This is a genomic window from Actinacidiphila sp. bgisy160 (assembly GCF_057707815.1).
Window position 1 is genome coordinate 34822 of record NZ_JBYIQW010000020.1, and the last position, 15385, is coordinate 50206.

Sequence of the window (15385 nt, forward strand, 5' to 3'; positions counted from 1 at the left end):
CGGGGTAGTCCCCCAGGTGGAGGCCACAGTGAAGTGCCCTGACATGTCGCGCGATGCGCGGCTGTCCGCCCACAGCGCCGTCTCGTCGTCCCTGGCCTCGTACGGTGATCGCGCCCTGCGCGAACTCGTCGAGGTGGCCGTGCCCCTGGGATCCGGCATCGGCGGGACGTCGGCCCTGCTGGAGGTCGCCGGAAGCCCGGTCTTCGTCAAGCGGGTCCCCCTCACCGACGTGGAGCGGCGACCCGAGAACCTCCGGTCCACGGCGAATGTGTTCGAGCTGCCCGACTTCTGTCACTACGGCGTCGGCACCATCGGCGGGCCGGGCTTCGGAGCCTGGCGAGAACTGGCCGCGCACACCATGACGACGAACTGGGTGCTCACCGCGGAACACGACGGCTTCCCGCTGATGTACCACTGGCGGGTGCTGCCGGACTCGACTCCCCTGCCCGACGAACTGGCCGACGTGGAAAGGGCCGTTGCCTACTGGGGCGGCGGATCGCAGGTGCGCCGCCGGATCGAGGCCATCCGGCAGTCCTCGGCGAGCGTCGCGCTCTTCCTGGAGTACATCCCGCAGAACCTGCACCAGTGGCTGGGCACCCAGGTCGAAGCCGGGGACGAGTCCGCCGACCGGGCCTGCGCCATGGTGGAGCGGGAGCTGGCGGCCGGCACCTCGTTCATGAACAGCCGCGGACTCCTCCACTTCGACGCGCACTTCGAGAACATCCTCACCGACGGCCGGCGTCTCTATTTCGCGGACTACGGTCTCGCTCTCTCCTCCGGGTTCGAGCTGTCGCAGGACGAGGCCGTCTTCTTCGACCGGCATCAGGCCTACGACCGCTGTTACACCGCCACCTATCTGGTGAACTGGCTGGTCACCGCGTTGTACGGATACCGGAGGGAGGACCGGGACGGCCGCGCCGCGCTGGTGCGCGCCTACGCCGGGGGCAGGCGCCCCGCAGGAATCCCCGAGGAGGCCGCGGCGATCATCGCCCGGCACGCGCCGATGGCCGCGGTGATCTCCGACTTCAACCTCTCGTTCCAGCGCCGGAGCAGGCGGACCCCCTACCCGCTGGACGAGATCCACCGGCTGGACGGGGGACACGCCTTCCCGTTCGCTGACGGGCGCCCCGCCCGGGGCGGGGCGTGAGCGTCAGGAACTCATCGCGGCACGGTCGGACTCGCTGCGGAGGACGCAGAATTCGTTGCCCTCGGGGTCGGCGAGGACCGCCCAGCCGGAGCCGTCGGGATTGCGGTGATCGGCGACAAAGGTGGCACCGAGGCCCAGCAGCCGTTCCACCTCCTGGTCGCGCGAGGTCTCGGGGCGCAGACACAGATGGAGCCGGTTCTTGACGGTCTTGGGCTCGGGCACCTGGTTGAAGTACAGCGCCGGTCCGTCCGCGAGCGTCACCTGGGTCTCCCGGTCACCCGGTCCGTCCTCCGGATGCAGCGGGCGGCCGGTCACCGCGCTCCAGAACCGGGCCAGCTCGTAGGCATCCGCACAGTCGATCGCGATGTTCTGCACTACTGAAACCATGGGCGCGAGCCTTCCCGACTTCCCCTCCGGACGCCACCGGATTGCGCCGAGCCCTCGCGTGCACCGACGAAGTCGATCGCCTCGGTCGTCCTCAGCCAGGACGCCGTTCACTGCGTCACCGGACGAGCGGTCGACCGGGCTCGAGCGGCAACCGCTTGACCGACCGGACACGTTTCATGCGTGGGGATCACGCAGGCCCACCGCGTCGTGGCGCCAGAAGGGGTCGGCGTAGACGAAGGTGCCGGTCATCCAGGGCTCGTACGCGGGGAGCGTCATCGCCTGGAAGGCCGCGTCCGGGATGCGCAGGGACGGCCTGCGGAAGCCGTGGTCGCCGCCGGGCAGGAAACCGAGGCGCGAGTAGTAGGCCGGATCGCCCTCGACGAAGACGACGGGGACCGCCCGCTCGGCGAGGGTGCGCAGGCCGTGCCGGACCAGATGCGTGCCGACGCCGGTCCCTTGGTGTCCGGGCAGGACGGCCAGCGGGCTGAGCACCTGTACCTCGACCAGTCGCCGCGGGGCGTCGAGCAGGCCGCGGGTGAACATCACGTGCCCGACGACCCGGCCGTCGTCTTCGGCGACCAGTGAGAGACCGTCCGCGGGCGTGATGCTCCCGCGCAGGGTGTCGGCCAGATCGGCCACCACTCGGCCGTGGTCGCCGAACGCCCGCAGGTGGACGTCCCGCACGGACTCGTGGTCGCCCGGGAGCTCTTCGCGAAGGTCCATGACCGGAGGGTAGGTTCCTGTCCCGGTCGGCGCACACGGTTTTGGGCGGGGAGGAGTTGTCGTGGGGTGGAGCCCGTTGATCTTCACTTTCGTCGACGGGGCGGCCGTGCCCGTGCCCGTGGATTTGGCGCTGGTGCGGGCCGTCCTGGAACCGCACGATGTCGGCGACCCGCGGCTCACCGCGAGGGAGGACGGCGGGCTGCAGTTCTTCGTGCGGGCCGCCGATGGCGGCGAGGCGGAGATCTTCGTCGGCGAGCGCGACATCATGGTCTCGCGCCCGCATGCCGGCGAGGTGTTCGGGATCGTCGCGGAACTGGTCTCCCGGCTCGGCGCGGTCGTCCTCGACCCGGGTGGGGTCGGTGTCGTGTGCCGGGCGGAGGAGTACGCGCACCTTCCGGCGGGCATGCGGGACGCCGCCGTCGTCGTCGAGATGACGGGTGAGGCCCTGGAGGCCGCCCTCACCGGTCCGCGCCGGCGCTGACGGCCCCCGGGTCAGTTCCCCCGCCGGCGCGCCCGCTTCACCTCCCGGTGGACGGCCCAGGCGTCGGCGACCGGGCCGAGGTGGCCGAGCTTGTCGGGGTTGAGCACCGTGCGGACGGCCTGGATCCGCCCGTCGAGCACGTCGAGGACCAGGGTGTGCAGGACCCTGCCGTCCCGGTCGCGGAAGATCGCCCCGGGCTGGCCGTTGACCTCGCGCGGCTCGAACGTCACGTCGATCCGGAGCAGCCAGGGGAAGGCCGTGCCCAGCACCCGGGCCACGTTGTCCGCGCCGAAGACGGCCCGTGCCAGCTGCGGGGCCCTGCCGCCGCCGTCCCCGACCAGTTGTACGTCGGCGGCGAGCAGTTCGCGCAGCGCGTCCACGTCGCCGTCCTTCAGCGCGTCGAAGAACCGCTGCGCCAGCTCCTGCCGCGCCCCGCGGTCCGCCGAGAACCGCGGCCGCCCGGCCTCCATGTGCCGCCGCGCCCGCACCAGCAGCTGACGGCACGCCGCCTCCGACCGCCCGACCGCCTGGGCGACCTCGCCGAAGCCGAAGCCGAACACCTCCCGCAGCACGAACACCGACCGTTCGAGCGGGCTGAGCCGCTCCAGCAGCAGGAGGGCGGCCATCGACAGAGAGTCGGCGAGCTCGGCCGACCGCGCCGGATCCTGGTACGGATCACTCAGCAGCGGCTCGGGGAACCACGGCCCGACGTACTGCTCCCGCCGCGCCCGCGCCGAGCGCAGCACGTCGATCGAGACGCGCGTCACCGCCGCCGACAGGAACGCCTTCGTCGAAACGGGCCGGGTGGAGGAGGCGTCGAAGCGCAGCCATGTCTCCTGCACCGCATCCTCGGCCTCGCCCACGCTGCCCAGGATCCGGTACGCGATCGAGAACAGCAGCGGCCGCAGCTCCTCGAATTCCTCCACCTTGCCCACGCCCGATCCCCTTCCCCTGCTCCCGGTCAGTGGAACCGCCCGGGCTCGTAGTCACCGGCCGGCTGACGGGCGATGATGTTAAGCCGGTTCACCGCGTTCATGAAGGAGACCAGGAGCACCAGCGCGGTGAGCTGCTCGCCGTCGAAGTGCCGGGCGGCGCGGGCCCACACCTCGTCGCTGACCCCGGTGCCGGCGTCCGCGACGCGGGTGCCCTCCTCCGCCAGCTCCAGCGCGGCACGTTCGGCCTCGGTGAAGACCGTGGCCTCCCGCCACGCCGCGACCAGATGCAGCCGCACCGGGGTCTCGCCCGCGGCGGCGGCCTCCTTGGTGTGCATGTCGATGCAGGCGCCGCAGCCGTTGATCTGGCTGACCCGCAGCGCCACGAGCTCCTGCGTCGCGGCCGGCAGCGGCGACTCCTTGAACGCCTTGCCCACCGACATGAAGTGCTTGAAGGCCCTGCTCGCGGTCGGGCTGGCGAGGTAGTCCAGTCGAGCGTCCATGGTGTGCTCCTCGGGTGTCGTACGGGGTCGTCCGTGGCCGTCCGTCGTCGGCCCCACGGCTTCACCCCTTGGGACGAGGCAGCCCGCATCCCAGTGACATCGCCCGATGTGAGCTGCGTCTCCCGGCTGATGGACTCTCTCGCCGACCTGGCGGCCGGCGATCTCATGCCGTGCGGTGGGCGGTCCTGATGAGCCAGGGGGTACGGGGTGGCTCGGCCACATCAGGGCGTCTCATGGCAGCCCTCACCGGACTCGGCCTCGCAGGCGCCGCCACGGCCACCGCGCGGGGTGCCTCATCCGTCGTCAGCCCTTCTGAGCGCAAGCGGGGCCGAGGAACGCCCGCGATCAATGAGGGGGGCACCTACGCAAGGGCGGTACGTGTCGCCCCACAGCCGCGAGCCGCGAGCCGCGAGCCGCGGGGCGGTCCCGCGCGAGCGAAAGCGTGCGCAGCCGTACCCATGCGCCCGCGTGCCGCACCCCACGACCCTACGGGGCATGACAGACCTCACCGTCCCCGTCCCGCGCGCCGCACTGCCCGTGCTAGCCGCCGGCTTCGCGCTCGCCGCACTCGTGGTGTACGGGGTCCATCCGCGCGACCGCGGCACATGGGCGCCGGGGACCTTCTGGATCATGCTCGGGTTGCCGCTCGCGGTCGCCCCGCGGCGCCGGTTCCGGCTGACCGGGCTGCTGTGCGCGCTGCCGGCCCCGCACGCCCTGGTGCTGCCGGTGGACGGTCACCACACCTGTGCCCAGCTCGCCTTCGGGGACTGGCTGCGCGACACCCCGAGCCTGTCGCGCAACCCGTACGACCGGATCGGTCACCTCATGCAGGGCTTCGTGCCCGCCGTGCTCGTCCGTGAGATCCTCGTGCGCGCCTCCCCGCTGCGCGGCGGTCGCCGGCTCGCGCCGCTCGTCGTCTGCGCCTGCATGGCGTTCAGCGCGTTCTTCGAACTCCGCACGTCACGAGGGGCCGCGCCCCCAACGGACCGGGGTCCGCCCGGGGGCGCGGCGCCCGCGGCTACACCCACCTGCAGGTGAGCCACTTCTCGTGGTCGTAGAGGTCCTGTGAGGGGTACCGCTCCACGACGGGGACCACCTCCGTGGTGTCCTCGGGCCGGACGCGTTCGGGCAGGGTGCCGAAGCGGGTCCGGCGCGCCACCGCGCCGGTGTCCGCGGTCCTGACCACCTTCACGACCTTGACGGCCTGCTGCGTGCTGGGCATGCCGCTCCTCTCTCTCGCTGTGCCGTCCTCAGAAGACCTGGAGGAAACACCCGCAGGCGACGGTGACGATGGCCACGGCCACCGTGGCCACTTTCATGACGCTGAGCACTTTCACGGGAATCCTCCGGTGGGGGATCGGCGGAGTCGGATACCACCGCGGCTGATGCGACCGTCGCACAGGCTGCATCACCTGTCAAGGTGGTGACGATTGCCGAGCCTGTGACGGCCGCCGCACCATGGCGCCGGCGTCACCGCTGGTGGACCGACCGCGACTGCTGGGACGCCTGGAGCACCTCCGCGGCCGGCTCCCGACCGGGGCCACCGGCCTGCACGTCCCCGTACGGGGAGGCGATGTCCGGCACGTAGCCGTTGGTCCAGGCCGTGCCGCTGCGGATGCGCCGGGCCACGCGCGTGCCGGGCTCGGGATCGGCGGTCCAGGCCGTTCCCGCGAGGTCGCGGGCGGAGTCGTCGGCGAGCCTGACGGCCTCGTGCACGTCGTACGGCGTGATCGACGCACGGGCCCGCAGATCTCCTCATGTGCGCCGGCCGAGGCGTTGTCCACGCGGCCAAGACGGTCGGCCGACGGACCAGCCCCGGTCGAGAGCGACCGGCCGGTGCCGCCCGTCGTCAGCCGGGGGCCCTCGTGCAGGCCCCTGGCGATGCGGCCCTCCACGCGGGCGCGCTGCCTCGCGCTGACGAACGGCCGATCTGTGTGGCGCGGTCCAGCGTGTCGCCCACGCCGGCGCCGTGCGGAATGTCGCGGCGACGTCGCGCAGGAACGGCCGCGGGCCACGGGGATGCGCTTCGCCGAGGCCCTGGGCGGCCGGAAACGCCGACGGGCGGGACCGCTGGTCGCGGTGCCGCCCGCCGGGTGATGTGCCGGGGCGTCAGCGCAGGCCGAAGGCCCGGGTGATCGTCTGCGACACGGTGTTGCCCGCGTCGTCCCGGGCGGTGACCCGGAGCGTGGCGAAGCCCGCGGACTTCGGGGCGCGCAGCCCCGTCTGCCAGCCGCTGCCGCTGCGGTCCAGGCCGGCTCGCTGCCAGGTCTTCCCGTCGTCGTAGGAGACCTCGAGCGAGGGCTTCCCGATGGCGGCGGTCGTGCCGGGCAGGTGCGAGGCGGTCACGGTCAGCTTGGCGTGCCGGTCGGCCTGGCCGGCCTTGTCGGTGGCCACGCCGTAGTCGAGCTGGATCAATGGCAGGGACACCGCCGCCTCGGGGCCGGTGGCCTCGGAGGTGAAGTTCCACTCGGTCAGGGTGTGCGTCGAGTACGGGTGGGTCCAGGCCGCCCGGTCGTTGTCGACGACCAGCCGGTAGGGCAGCCGTTCGGGGGCGAGCCCGGTGATCGGCAGGTACTCGGAGTTGCCCCAGTTGAGCTGCCGGTCGCCCTGGTAGAGCGACATCCAGTCCTTCACGTCGTAGTTGCCGTAGGCCTCGCCGACGTGGCCGGAGCCGGAGTCGCCCCAGCCGGGGGCGGGGATGTAGACGCCGTCGAGGTAGCGGACCGGCTGGTAGCCGATGGGGCCCATCCGGGGGCGCTGGATCGGCCCGAACCAGCTGACCTCGGCCGTCTTCCCGGCCGGGTAGCGCAGGACGTCCATCGCGTGCTGCCCGGTCTCGCCCGCGATGTAGGCGTCGTCCAGCCAACCGGCGTCGGCGGTGACCCAGTCGGTCCGGTCGCCCTGAGCGGGAGCGGTGAGCTGGTTGCCGACCACCCAGCCCTGCCAGACGTCGGGGCGGAACTCCATCGCCTTGCCCTGGCGGTGGTTGCGGAACGAGACGTTCACCTTGCCCAGGTCGCGCTGTGCGACGCGCCAGGTCGGGTCCGTCGGTACCGCGCCGGACCAGTGGCGCACCACGTCGTAGACGTAGTCGGTCGTGGGGTTCGAGGTGACCTTCAGCCTGACCGTGCCGTGCCCGAGTGCGCCGATCAGGTCGGCGCCCTGGTCGGCGTTGAGGGTCGCCACCGTCAGCGGCGCCGGGCTCTGCGGGCTCCACGGGACCTCGTCCCAGGGCTGGAGCCGGCCGATGCCGTCGTTGACGACGACGAGCACCTGCGCGCCCGCCGCCGCGGCGGCCTCCGCCTGCGCCTGGATTCCGGACGCGCTGCCGCCCCGCACCACCACGGCCTTGCCGCGTACGTTCGTGCGGGCCAGTTCCGCGGCCGTGCCCGCACCGGCGTAGACCGCCGTGAGCGTCCGGGTGCCGGCGGGCAGCGGCTTGGAGCCGCGCTTGACCAACGGGTCGGCGTAGGTCCTGGAGGCCGTGCTCACGGTCAGCGCGGGCTGCTCCAGCCGGAAGCGGGCACCGAACTCGAACGTGCCGTCGGTGACCTTCTTGCCGGTCGGGAGCGCCCAGATGCTGTCGTAGGTCTCGTTGGGCAGCATGGACGACTCGACCAGGCTGTTGCCGAAGGACCGGTGGACGTCCAGCCGCGGTGCGACGGGGGTGGTCTGCTGCGGGGCACGCGCCAGGATCTGACGCATCTTGCGGCCGTCGAGGGTGACGGACCGGTCCTGGTCCAGCCGCACGTCGTTGAAGGCGAGCAGCGCCATGCCGAGCGAGTGCGGGCCGTTGGCGCCCTGCACGTCCGCGGTGAGCCAGCCGCTGTAGGTGCCGACGGGCAGCCGCGCCGTGCCGGTGCCGGACTCGTCGAGGTCGATCGTCGTGAAGAGGCCCTCGGCGGTGAGCATGACGCGGCCGGCCAGCGGCTTGCCCGAGCGGTCCTTGGCGGTGACGGTCAGGGTCTGCCGCTGCCCCTCCTTGGCGGCACCGATCAGGGTCTTGGCCCGGACCGTTCCGGTGCCGTCCGTGCCGGTGATCAAGCCGCTGACCGACTGGTCGAGCGGCAGCCGGTCCAGGTCCGCGGTCAGGGAGACCGAGGCCGTGCCGTGCGCCGGGACGGTGACCCTGTCCTCGGAGAGAGTGAACAGCCCTGCCGGGGCCTTCGAGTCGATGGCCAGGTTCAGGCCGACCGCCGCGTCGCCGGTGTTGGTGTACGTCACCTTCTGGACGTCGGTCTCTCCTGGCGTCTGGGGCCAGGCGTGGAAACCGGAGAAGGCACTGACGGTCGCGAAGACCGAGGTGTGGACCGCCGCCGGGGCGTCCAGTCGCCCGGCGCCCGCCTCGTACGGGGAGTACGCGGGGGTGGCCTTGGCGCTGCTGACCAGCGCCTCCTTCAACTGCGGGCCGGTCCAGTCCGGGTGGGCGGCGGCCAGCAGCGCGGCGGCTCCGGCGACGTGCGGGGTCGCCATCGAGGTGCCGCTCATGCTGGTGTAGTAGCCCGAGCCCCGCTTGTAGTGGGAGCGGGCCGCCAGGATGTCGACGCCGGGCGCCGTGATCTCCGGCTTCAGCCCGGCGTCGCCGTCACGCGGGCCGGTGCTGGAGAACTCGGCGAGCCGGTCCGCGGAGTCCACGGCACCCACAGTCAGCGCGGAGTCCGCGGCACCGGGGCTGCCGATGCTGTGCGGACCGCCGTTGCCCGCCGCGATGACGAACAGAGCCCCGGTCTCGCTGCTGAGCCGGTCGACCGCCTGGCTCATGGGGTCGGTGTGGTCACCACCGCCGCCCAGGCTCATGCTGATGACCCTGGCCTTCTGGTCCCGGGCAGCCCATTCCATGCCCGCGATGATCCAGGACTCCTGGCCGCTGCCCTCGCTGTTGAGCACCTTGCCGACGTCCAGGCGGACACCGGGGGCGACGCCCCGCTCCTTGCCGTCGGAGGCGCTGCCGGTGCCCGCGATCGTCGAGGCGACGTGGGTGCCGTGGCCCTGGTAGTCGAGGGTGTCCGGCTCGTCGGGGACGAAGCTGGCGCTGTCGGCGATCCGGTCGGCGAGGTCGGGGTGCTCGGCGTCGACTCCGGTGTCGAGCACCGCGACCTTGACGCCCTCGCCGGTGTTGCCCTCCGCCCAGACCTTGTCCGCGCCGATCTGCGCGGTCGAGTCGGCCAGGTCGGCCTTCACCTTGCCGTCGAGCCAGACCTTGGCGACACCGGCCGCGAACGTCGGCTTCGCCGACCGGGCCGCCGCGCCGGCGCCCCCGGTCAGTGCCGACCAGAACGCCGGGGCCTGCTTGCGGTTCTGCGCGAGGGCCGCGCCCTGGATGCTCTCCAGCCGGTGGACGTCCGTGGCGCCCGCCATCTTCGGCAGCGTCCGGGACTTGGCCGCGGCGTCGGTGTAGCTCACGATGAGCGGCAGCCGGGAGGAGTGCGCGTCGTCGTAACCGTCGGCGATCAGCCGGGTCACGTTGAACAGCTGCTCGTCCAGCTTCCCCGCGCTGACGTACGGCAGGACCGCGTCGGGATAGACGTAGGTGGCGCCGTCGACGACGGCGCGGTGGAAACCGGTGGTGGTCCCGTCCGCGCCCTCGAAGGACCGGATGACCGTCCCGTCGGGTGCGGTGCCGATCGTGACCTTGTCGCCGGTGATCAGGGTGACGGTGTGCGTGCCGCCGTTGCCGGGTGACCGTAGTGCGGCGCCGGCGGCGGGCCCGCGACCGGCGGCGTCCGCGGATACGGCGGCCGTGGCCGGTATGACCCCGAGTGCCAGGACGGCGACCACGCCGAGCGCGATCGCCCCGGACCTGGGCCGGGGGATGTGAACCGTGGGCAAGGGAACTCCTCAAGCCATGTGAAGAGTGGACGGCCATTGATCTTCGAGGCGGTCCATGTCCCCGCTCAAGGGGTGCCAGGGGTCGCTCTTGTGCCATGGCACAGTTGTGTCACCGCGGGGCCGCCCGAACGTCGTCGTGTGCCGACAAGACCCGCTATGACCGGGAGTTCGGGTACACGGCGGGCGAACCACGGTGCGGCCGGGACGTGCCCGCGGGCAGCATGGTGCCGGGCCGGATCTGCTGTGGGACGACGTCCAAGACCTCTTCGGCCCCGACCTGATGGGGGCGCTTCCGGACGTGCACGTGCCGGGCGCCCGCCATGTCCCGCCGGTCGGGAATGGACGTCGTCGACTGCCTGGAGCAGGGGCCGCGGCCACGCGGCGCCGGGTCGACCCGCCCCAACTGGGGGGCGTCGCAGGGCGGTACTTCGAGGACGAGAAGGAAGCCCGGGCGGCCACCGAGGGCTACGACCCGCAGTACCGCACACGCCTCGCCGCGGTCACCACCTCGCTGCTCCGACCCCTCCAGCGACATGGTTGGATGCCCGGATGACGGATTGGTCGCGGCTGAGGCACGCGTACGGTACCGCGGAGGACGTCCCGGTCCTTCTCGCGCGGGTGGGCACCGGGCCGGAGGAGGAGGTCTGGGGAGACCTGTGGTCGCGTCTGTGCCACCAGGGCAGCGTCTATCCGGCGAGCTTCGCCGCGCTTCCCGAACTGGCCGACCTCGGCGGCAGGAAGGACGAGGACGGGGACAACGCCCTCGTCCTGGCCGGGGCGATCGTCGCGGCGGCGGACGAGGGGGAACGCCGCGACCACGCGGGCAGCGTCGAGCGCCTCCGGGCCCTCGCGGGCGACCGGGTCCGCCGGCCGGCCGAGCCCGCGCTCTACGTCAACCTCCTGCAGGCACTCATGGCCTTCGACGGGGATCGCGTCTGGTCGTACGCGCTGGAGGGCTTGATCGACGAGGTGTACGAGGTCTTCTGCCCCGCGTGCGACATGGGCGTGTTCGTCTCCATCGGCGAGGCGGGCCACTTCTCCGCCGTGGGTGACCACGAGCCTGGCGACCCCGGCGCGACGCCCCTGCGCCCCGCCGCTCCGGCCGAGTTGTCCGGGCCGGCACGGGTGCTGTACGACTCCGCTGTCGCCGCGCGCATGGATCCGGTCGCCGTCGGCCTCACCCACCTCTTCGGCACGGGCACCTGCGGTGAATGCGGTGCCGAGTTCCCCGTCGCCGCGCAAGTGGCGGACGTCCACTGATGACGAGCCCCCTGACCGACCGCGCCCGGAGTGCCGCGGGGACAGCCGCGGGTTTCGACCTCCGCCCCGCGGGCACGCGCCGGGTGAGAGGTCGCGGAGGTGCCGTGATGAGCGCCGCAGAGAAATGCAAGGCGAAGATGGAGCAGGTCGTCGGGAAGAGCGTGCGGAAGACAGCGCACGCGATGCACAAGGAGAAGCTCGCCGCGAAGGGCGCCGCCCTCGAATCGCGCGGCAGGATGCGGGGCGCGAAGGAGAAGACCAAGGACGTCTTCAAGCACTGACTCCCCTCCGGTACCGGAGCAGCCCGGTCGTGGCGCCGGCCAGGCTGGGAGGGTGATGCGGGCGAACACGACGGTCGCCGGCGGTGTTCCTCGAACCGCACGACCGGACGGCCACACCTGGCCGAGAGCCTGCTCGCCACCATGCGCGGACCACCGACGAAGGCGGCACCGCCTCAGGTTCCACTTCGCGGCGGAGCCCGACGGCACCGTCGGCGGCATCGGCTCCCAGCGTGGTCTGAGCGCACCCGCCGCGGCGGGGACGTCTGGTCAGTGCGGCTCGCCGGGCTGTCCCGGATCGAGCGCCGCCGCCAGGAAACGCTCCCGGTCGACGACGGCACGGTCGATCTCGCCCGTCGCGACCAGCCGGCCCGCGTCGTCGAGGGCCCCTACCCGGAAGGTGAGGCGCCGTCCCCTGGGGGAGGGCGGCGGCTCGGCGAAGACGTCGACCTTACCCCCGACCGGCGTGGCGTGGACGTGCTCGATACGCAGCGCCGTCCCCACCGTCGTCTGCCCCGCCGCGGTGAAGGCTGCCGCGGCGTGCACCGTCTCCGCCTCCATCCAGGCGATGAGGCGGGGCGTGGACAGTACGGGAACGTCGCCGCTGCCCGCCGCCGTCGCGGTGTCGGCATCGGTCACTTCGTGGCGCATGGCACCACGCTAGCGCGCCGTTCACGCCTGCACGGATCGGCGCCGTTGCCCGCTGTCCCGGTCGTGGCGCCCGGGGCCGGGTCAGGCCTGGCCCGCGGCGGTGCGGGTGTCGCCGTGGGCCTGCTCGATGCGCCGGGCGGCCTCCTCGGCGGTGGTGCCGGTGAGCAGCATCACGATGGCGGTCTTGGCGTGGCCGCCCGCGGCGCTCAGGGCCTCGGCGGCGACGTCGGGGTCGGCGCCGGTGGCCTGGACGACCATGCGCCGTGCGCGGTCGACGAGCTTGTTGTTGGTGGCGCGCACGTCGACCATGAGGTTCCCGTAGACCTTGCCGAGGCGGACCATCGAGGCGGTGGAGAGCATGTTGCAGACCATCTTCTCGGCGGTGCCGCCCTTGAGCCGGGTCGAGCCGGTGAGGATCTCCGGGCCGGTGGGCACCTCGATCGGGATGTCGGCGTAGCGGCTGACGAGGGCGTCGCGGTTGCAGGCCACGGAGATGGTGACGGCGCCCCGCGTCGCGGCGTGCTTGAGGCCGCCGATGACGTAGGGGGTGCGGCCGCTGGCGGCGAGGCCGACGACGGTGTCCCGGTCGCCGATGCCGATTTCGTCGAGGTCGGCGATCGCCCTGGCGGGCTCGTCCTCGGCACCCTCGACGGCCACGATGAACGCGCCGGGGCCGCCGGAGAGCAGGCCGACGACCTGCTCGGGAGCGGTGCCGAAGGTCGGCGGGCACTCGACGGCGTCGAGCAGGCCGATGCGGCCGCTGGTGCCGGCGCCGAGGTAGACGAGGCGGCCGCCGCGGCGCAGGGACTCGGTGATGGCCTCGACGGCGGTGCCGATGTCGGGGAGCGCCTCACGGACGGCGAGGGCGACGGTCTGGTCCTCGGCGTTCATCACGGTGAGGAGCTCGGAGACCGGCATGCGGTCCAGTTCGGCGGTCCGCTCGTTGCGGGTCTCGGTGCCGAGTGTGCTGAGGTCCACGGCGCGGTCGTCCTTTCGGTGGTGCTGGGGTGTGGTGCGGGGCCGGCGGCGGTCAGTCGTCGGCCGGGGTACGGCGCTGGGCCTGCGGGCGCCTGCGGCGCTGCACGGCCCCGTAGGTCTTCTGCAGGGCCGCGGTCGTGGCGTCGTAGGAGCGCTGGGCGACCCCGACGAACAGGCAGTCGATCACGGCCAGCTGGGCGATCCGGCTGACGGTGGCGCCGGACCGGAAGGGGGTCTCCCGGGCGAAGGTCGCGAGCACCAGGTCGGCGCTGTCGGCGAGCGTGGAGCCCGGCACGTTGGTCAGGGCGATGGTGGTCGCGCCGCGCTCGGCCGCCGCCTGGAGGGGCTCGACGGTGTCCTCGGTCTCCCCGGAGTGGGAGATGGCCACGGCCACGTCGCCGGGGCCGAGGAGGGCGGCGGCGGTCAGCGCCGCGTGGCGGTCGGTCCAGATGAACGCCATGTGGCCGATGCGGTGCAGCTTCTGGTGCAGGTCCTGGCCGACGAAGGCGCTGGCGCCGACGCCGAAGATGTCCACCCGCCGGGCGCCCGCGACGGCGTCGACGGCGCGGCCGAGCGCCTCGAGGTCGAGTCCGGCCCCGGAGTCCTCCAGGGCGCGGACCTCGTTGTAGACGATCTTGTGGACGATCTGTTCGAGGGTGTCGGTGGCGCTGATGTCGGTGCCCGGGGCCGGGCGCTCGCCGCCGAGCGCGTGCTCGCGGGCGGCGGCCGCGGCCAGCGCGAGCCGCAGCTGGGGGTAGTTGCCCAGCTTCATCGTCCGGCAGAAGCGCATGACGGTGGCGACCGAGGTGGCGGCCCGTTCGGCGAGGGCGCTGATGGACAGTTCCGCCGCCTGTGCCGGATCGGCCAGGACGCTCTCGGCCACGCGCCGCTCGGAGGGGGCCAGGCCGGGCAGGGCCGCGCGGACGCGGGTCAGGATGTCGCCGCCGGAGGCGGACTCCTGCGCGGGCTGCGCGAAGGTGCGGGTCGGGTCCTGGGAGGCCATGGGCGGGTTCCCTCCTGAGTGGGTGGCGTCAGCGTAACCACGCCCCGTCGGTCACGTCAAAAATTTACGTGATGCATTTCGTGAAGTTACTTATTGACATCCGGAGCTCTGCCTTCCGATACTCGCTGCACCGCGATCCGCGCCGGTCACCGCCGACCGTGACCACCCGACGTGCCGGATCCCGTACGACACGAGGGTTGCCGCATGACAGCAGCAGTGGCCGTGGACCTGGGGAAGACGGGCTGCCGTGCCGTGCTCATCGGCACGGACGGCACCGCCGGCCCCGTCCACGAGGTCCCGGGGTCTCCCGGGCTCGCTGCCGAGGGCGGTGTCGAGGCGGCGCGTGCCGCCGTACGCGCCGCCGTCCTGCCGCTGATCCGGGAGCACCACGCCCAGGGCCGGCTCGCCGCCGTCTGCGTCGGCGCCGCCGGAGCGGCCGCGGCACCCGAGGCCGCCCGCACCCTCGCGGAACTGCTCCTCCGGGACCTGCCCGCGGACGAGGTCGCCGTCACCAGCGACGCCGTCACCGCCCACGCGGGCGCCCTGGGCGGCCGTACGGGCGTGGTGCTGGCCATCGGCACCGGCTCGGTCGCCATCGGCATCGGCGAGGACGGCTCGTACGCCCGCGTCGACGGCTGGGGCCCCTGGCTCGGCGACGAGGGCAGCGGCGCGTGGATCGGCGTGACCGGCCTGCGGGCCGCACTGCGCGCCCACGACGGACGCGGACCGGACACCGCCCTGCTGGCCGCCGCCACACGGCGCTTCGGGGACCCGGACACGCTGCCCGCGGCACTGGCCGCCGGTGGCAACCCCGCCCGCACCGCGGCCTCCTTCGCCCCGGACGTGGCCCACGCCGCGGCGGCCGGAGACCGGGTCGCCGGGATCATCGTCGGGGACGCCGCCACCGCACTGGGCGAGGCCGTGCTCGCGGCCGCCGCCCGGATCACCGGTGAGGTCCTGCCCGTCACCGTCACCGGCGGGCTGACCGGCCTCGGCGAACCGCTCATGGCGCCGCTGCGCGCGGCGCTCGAGGGCTCCGCGCGACCGCTGAGCCCGCGGCCCCCGCTCGGGGACCCGCTGGACGGCGCGCGCCTGCTGGCACGGGACGCCACCGTGCCGCACGAATCCCATGTCGTCCGAGTCCGCCGGACGACGCCCCCACCATCTGTCCCCATCACGCCGGTGACCCCGCCGGCTGTTGCTTAGGAGCGAG

At 73.0% G+C, this 15385-nt stretch carries 17 protein-coding genes; 7 read left to right on the forward strand and 10 right to left on the reverse strand.

Annotated elements, in window-relative coordinates; translation table 11 throughout:
* Positions 1–43: 43 nt before the first annotated feature.
* Entirely contained in the window at positions 44–1147 is a 1104-nt protein-coding gene (locus AC3EUJ_RS17935; protein ID WP_431962423.1) for a protein kinase family protein, read from the forward strand.
* A 3-nt stretch (positions 1148–1150) separates the two neighbouring features.
* Here AC3EUJ_RS17935 and AC3EUJ_RS17940 read toward each other — a convergent pair whose 3' ends face one another.
* Together AC3EUJ_RS17940 and AC3EUJ_RS17945 are read right to left on the reverse strand one after the other, a co-directional pair.
* Positions 1151–1534 carry a VOC family protein gene (locus tag AC3EUJ_RS17940; RefSeq protein WP_431962425.1) on the reverse strand — a complete coding sequence of 128 codons (384 nt, stop codon included), beginning with the start codon at positions 1532–1534 and terminating at the stop codon, positions 1151–1153.
* Between the two features lie 174 nt (positions 1535–1708).
* Positions 1709–2257, reverse strand: a complete 549-nt coding sequence (locus tag AC3EUJ_RS17945; RefSeq protein ID WP_431962427.1) for a GNAT family N-acetyltransferase — start codon at positions 2255–2257, stop codon at positions 1709–1711.
* Positions 2258–2318: 61 nt separating this feature from the next.
* Between AC3EUJ_RS17945 and AC3EUJ_RS17950 the strand changes: the two genes are divergently transcribed.
* Positions 2319–2738: a hypothetical protein gene (locus tag AC3EUJ_RS17950; protein WP_431962429.1), complete on the forward strand. Its 420-nt coding sequence runs from the start codon at positions 2319–2321 to the stop codon at positions 2736–2738.
* Positions 2739–2749: 11 nt separating this feature from the next.
* Here AC3EUJ_RS17950 and AC3EUJ_RS17955 read toward each other — a convergent pair whose 3' ends face one another.
* Positions 2750–3673: an RNA polymerase sigma-70 factor gene (locus AC3EUJ_RS17955; RefSeq protein ID WP_431962431.1), complete on the reverse strand. Its 924-nt coding sequence runs from the start codon at positions 3671–3673 to the stop codon at positions 2750–2752.
* Between the two features lie 26 nt (positions 3674–3699).
* Positions 3700–4173, reverse strand: a complete 474-nt coding sequence (locus AC3EUJ_RS17960; RefSeq protein WP_431962433.1) for a carboxymuconolactone decarboxylase family protein — start codon at positions 4171–4173, stop codon at positions 3700–3702.
* A gap of 495 nt (positions 4174–4668) precedes the next feature.
* Between AC3EUJ_RS17960 and AC3EUJ_RS17965 the strand changes: the two genes are divergently transcribed.
* Positions 4669–5211 carry a DUF2238 domain-containing protein gene (locus tag AC3EUJ_RS17965; protein WP_431962435.1) on the forward strand — a complete coding sequence of 181 codons (543 nt, stop codon included), beginning with the start codon at positions 4669–4671 and terminating at the stop codon, positions 5209–5211.
* On the opposite strand, the gene AC3EUJ_RS17970 is transcribed toward AC3EUJ_RS17965, so the two are convergent.
* From AC3EUJ_RS17970 to AC3EUJ_RS17980, 3 genes are all read right to left on the reverse strand, one after another.
* Positions 5192–5395, reverse strand: coding sequence for a hypothetical protein (locus tag AC3EUJ_RS17970; RefSeq protein ID WP_431962437.1), 204 nt, complete (start codon positions 5393–5395; stop codon positions 5192–5194). The two genes, AC3EUJ_RS17965 and AC3EUJ_RS17970, sit on opposite strands and share 20 nt — an antisense overlap.
* A gap of 248 nt (positions 5396–5643) precedes the next feature.
* The gene (locus AC3EUJ_RS17975; RefSeq protein ID WP_431962439.1) at positions 5644–5889 is read right to left on the reverse strand and encodes an aldehyde dehydrogenase family protein; all 246 of its coding nucleotides are present in this window, start codon (positions 5887–5889) and stop codon (positions 5644–5646) included.
* 393 nt (positions 5890–6282) lie between these two features.
* The gene (locus AC3EUJ_RS17980) at positions 6283–10002 is read right to left on the reverse strand and encodes a S8 family serine peptidase (RefSeq protein WP_431962441.1); all 3720 of its coding nucleotides are present in this window, start codon (positions 10000–10002) and stop codon (positions 6283–6285) included.
* 193 nt (positions 10003–10195) lie between these two features.
* On the opposite strand from AC3EUJ_RS17980, the gene AC3EUJ_RS17985 reads away from it, so the two are divergent.
* From AC3EUJ_RS17985 to AC3EUJ_RS17995, 3 genes are all read left to right on the forward strand, one after another.
* A complete protein-coding gene (locus AC3EUJ_RS17985) occupies positions 10196–10555 on the forward strand; it encodes a hypothetical protein (RefSeq protein ID WP_431962443.1) in 360 nt (119 codons plus the stop codon).
* Complete coding sequence (locus AC3EUJ_RS17990; protein WP_431962445.1) at positions 10552–11262, forward strand: hypothetical protein; 711 nt, start codon at positions 10552–10554, stop codon at positions 11260–11262. The genes AC3EUJ_RS17985 and AC3EUJ_RS17990 overlap by 4 nt, the downstream gene beginning before the upstream one ends.
* Positions 11263–11369: 107 nt before the next feature.
* Positions 11370–11543, forward strand: a complete 174-nt coding sequence (locus tag AC3EUJ_RS17995) for a hypothetical protein (protein WP_431962447.1) — start codon at positions 11370–11372, stop codon at positions 11541–11543.
* A 267-nt stretch (positions 11544–11810) separates the two neighbouring features.
* On the opposite strand, the gene AC3EUJ_RS18000 is transcribed toward AC3EUJ_RS17995, so the two are convergent.
* The 3 genes from AC3EUJ_RS18000 to AC3EUJ_RS18010 all read right to left on the reverse strand — a co-directional run bounded on the left by AC3EUJ_RS18000 (position 11811) and on the right by AC3EUJ_RS18010 (position 14172).
* Positions 11811–12191, reverse strand: a complete 381-nt coding sequence (locus AC3EUJ_RS18000; protein WP_431962449.1) for a thioesterase family protein — start codon at positions 12189–12191, stop codon at positions 11811–11813.
* A gap of 81 nt (positions 12192–12272) precedes the next feature.
* Positions 12273–13169: an N-acetylmuramic acid 6-phosphate etherase gene (gene murQ / locus AC3EUJ_RS18005; protein WP_431962451.1), complete on the reverse strand. Its 897-nt coding sequence runs from the start codon at positions 13167–13169 to the stop codon at positions 12273–12275.
* A gap of 52 nt (positions 13170–13221) precedes the next feature.
* Positions 13222–14172, reverse strand: coding sequence for a MurR/RpiR family transcriptional regulator (locus tag AC3EUJ_RS18010; protein WP_431962453.1), 951 nt, complete (start codon positions 14170–14172; stop codon positions 13222–13224).
* A 204-nt stretch (positions 14173–14376) separates the two neighbouring features.
* Between AC3EUJ_RS18010 and AC3EUJ_RS18015 the strand changes: the two genes are divergently transcribed.
* Positions 14377–15378 (forward strand): N-acetylglucosamine kinase, encoded by a 1002-nt coding sequence (locus AC3EUJ_RS18015; protein ID WP_431962455.1) that lies wholly within the window; start codon positions 14377–14379, stop codon positions 15376–15378.
* Positions 15379–15385: the final 7 nt, after the last annotated feature.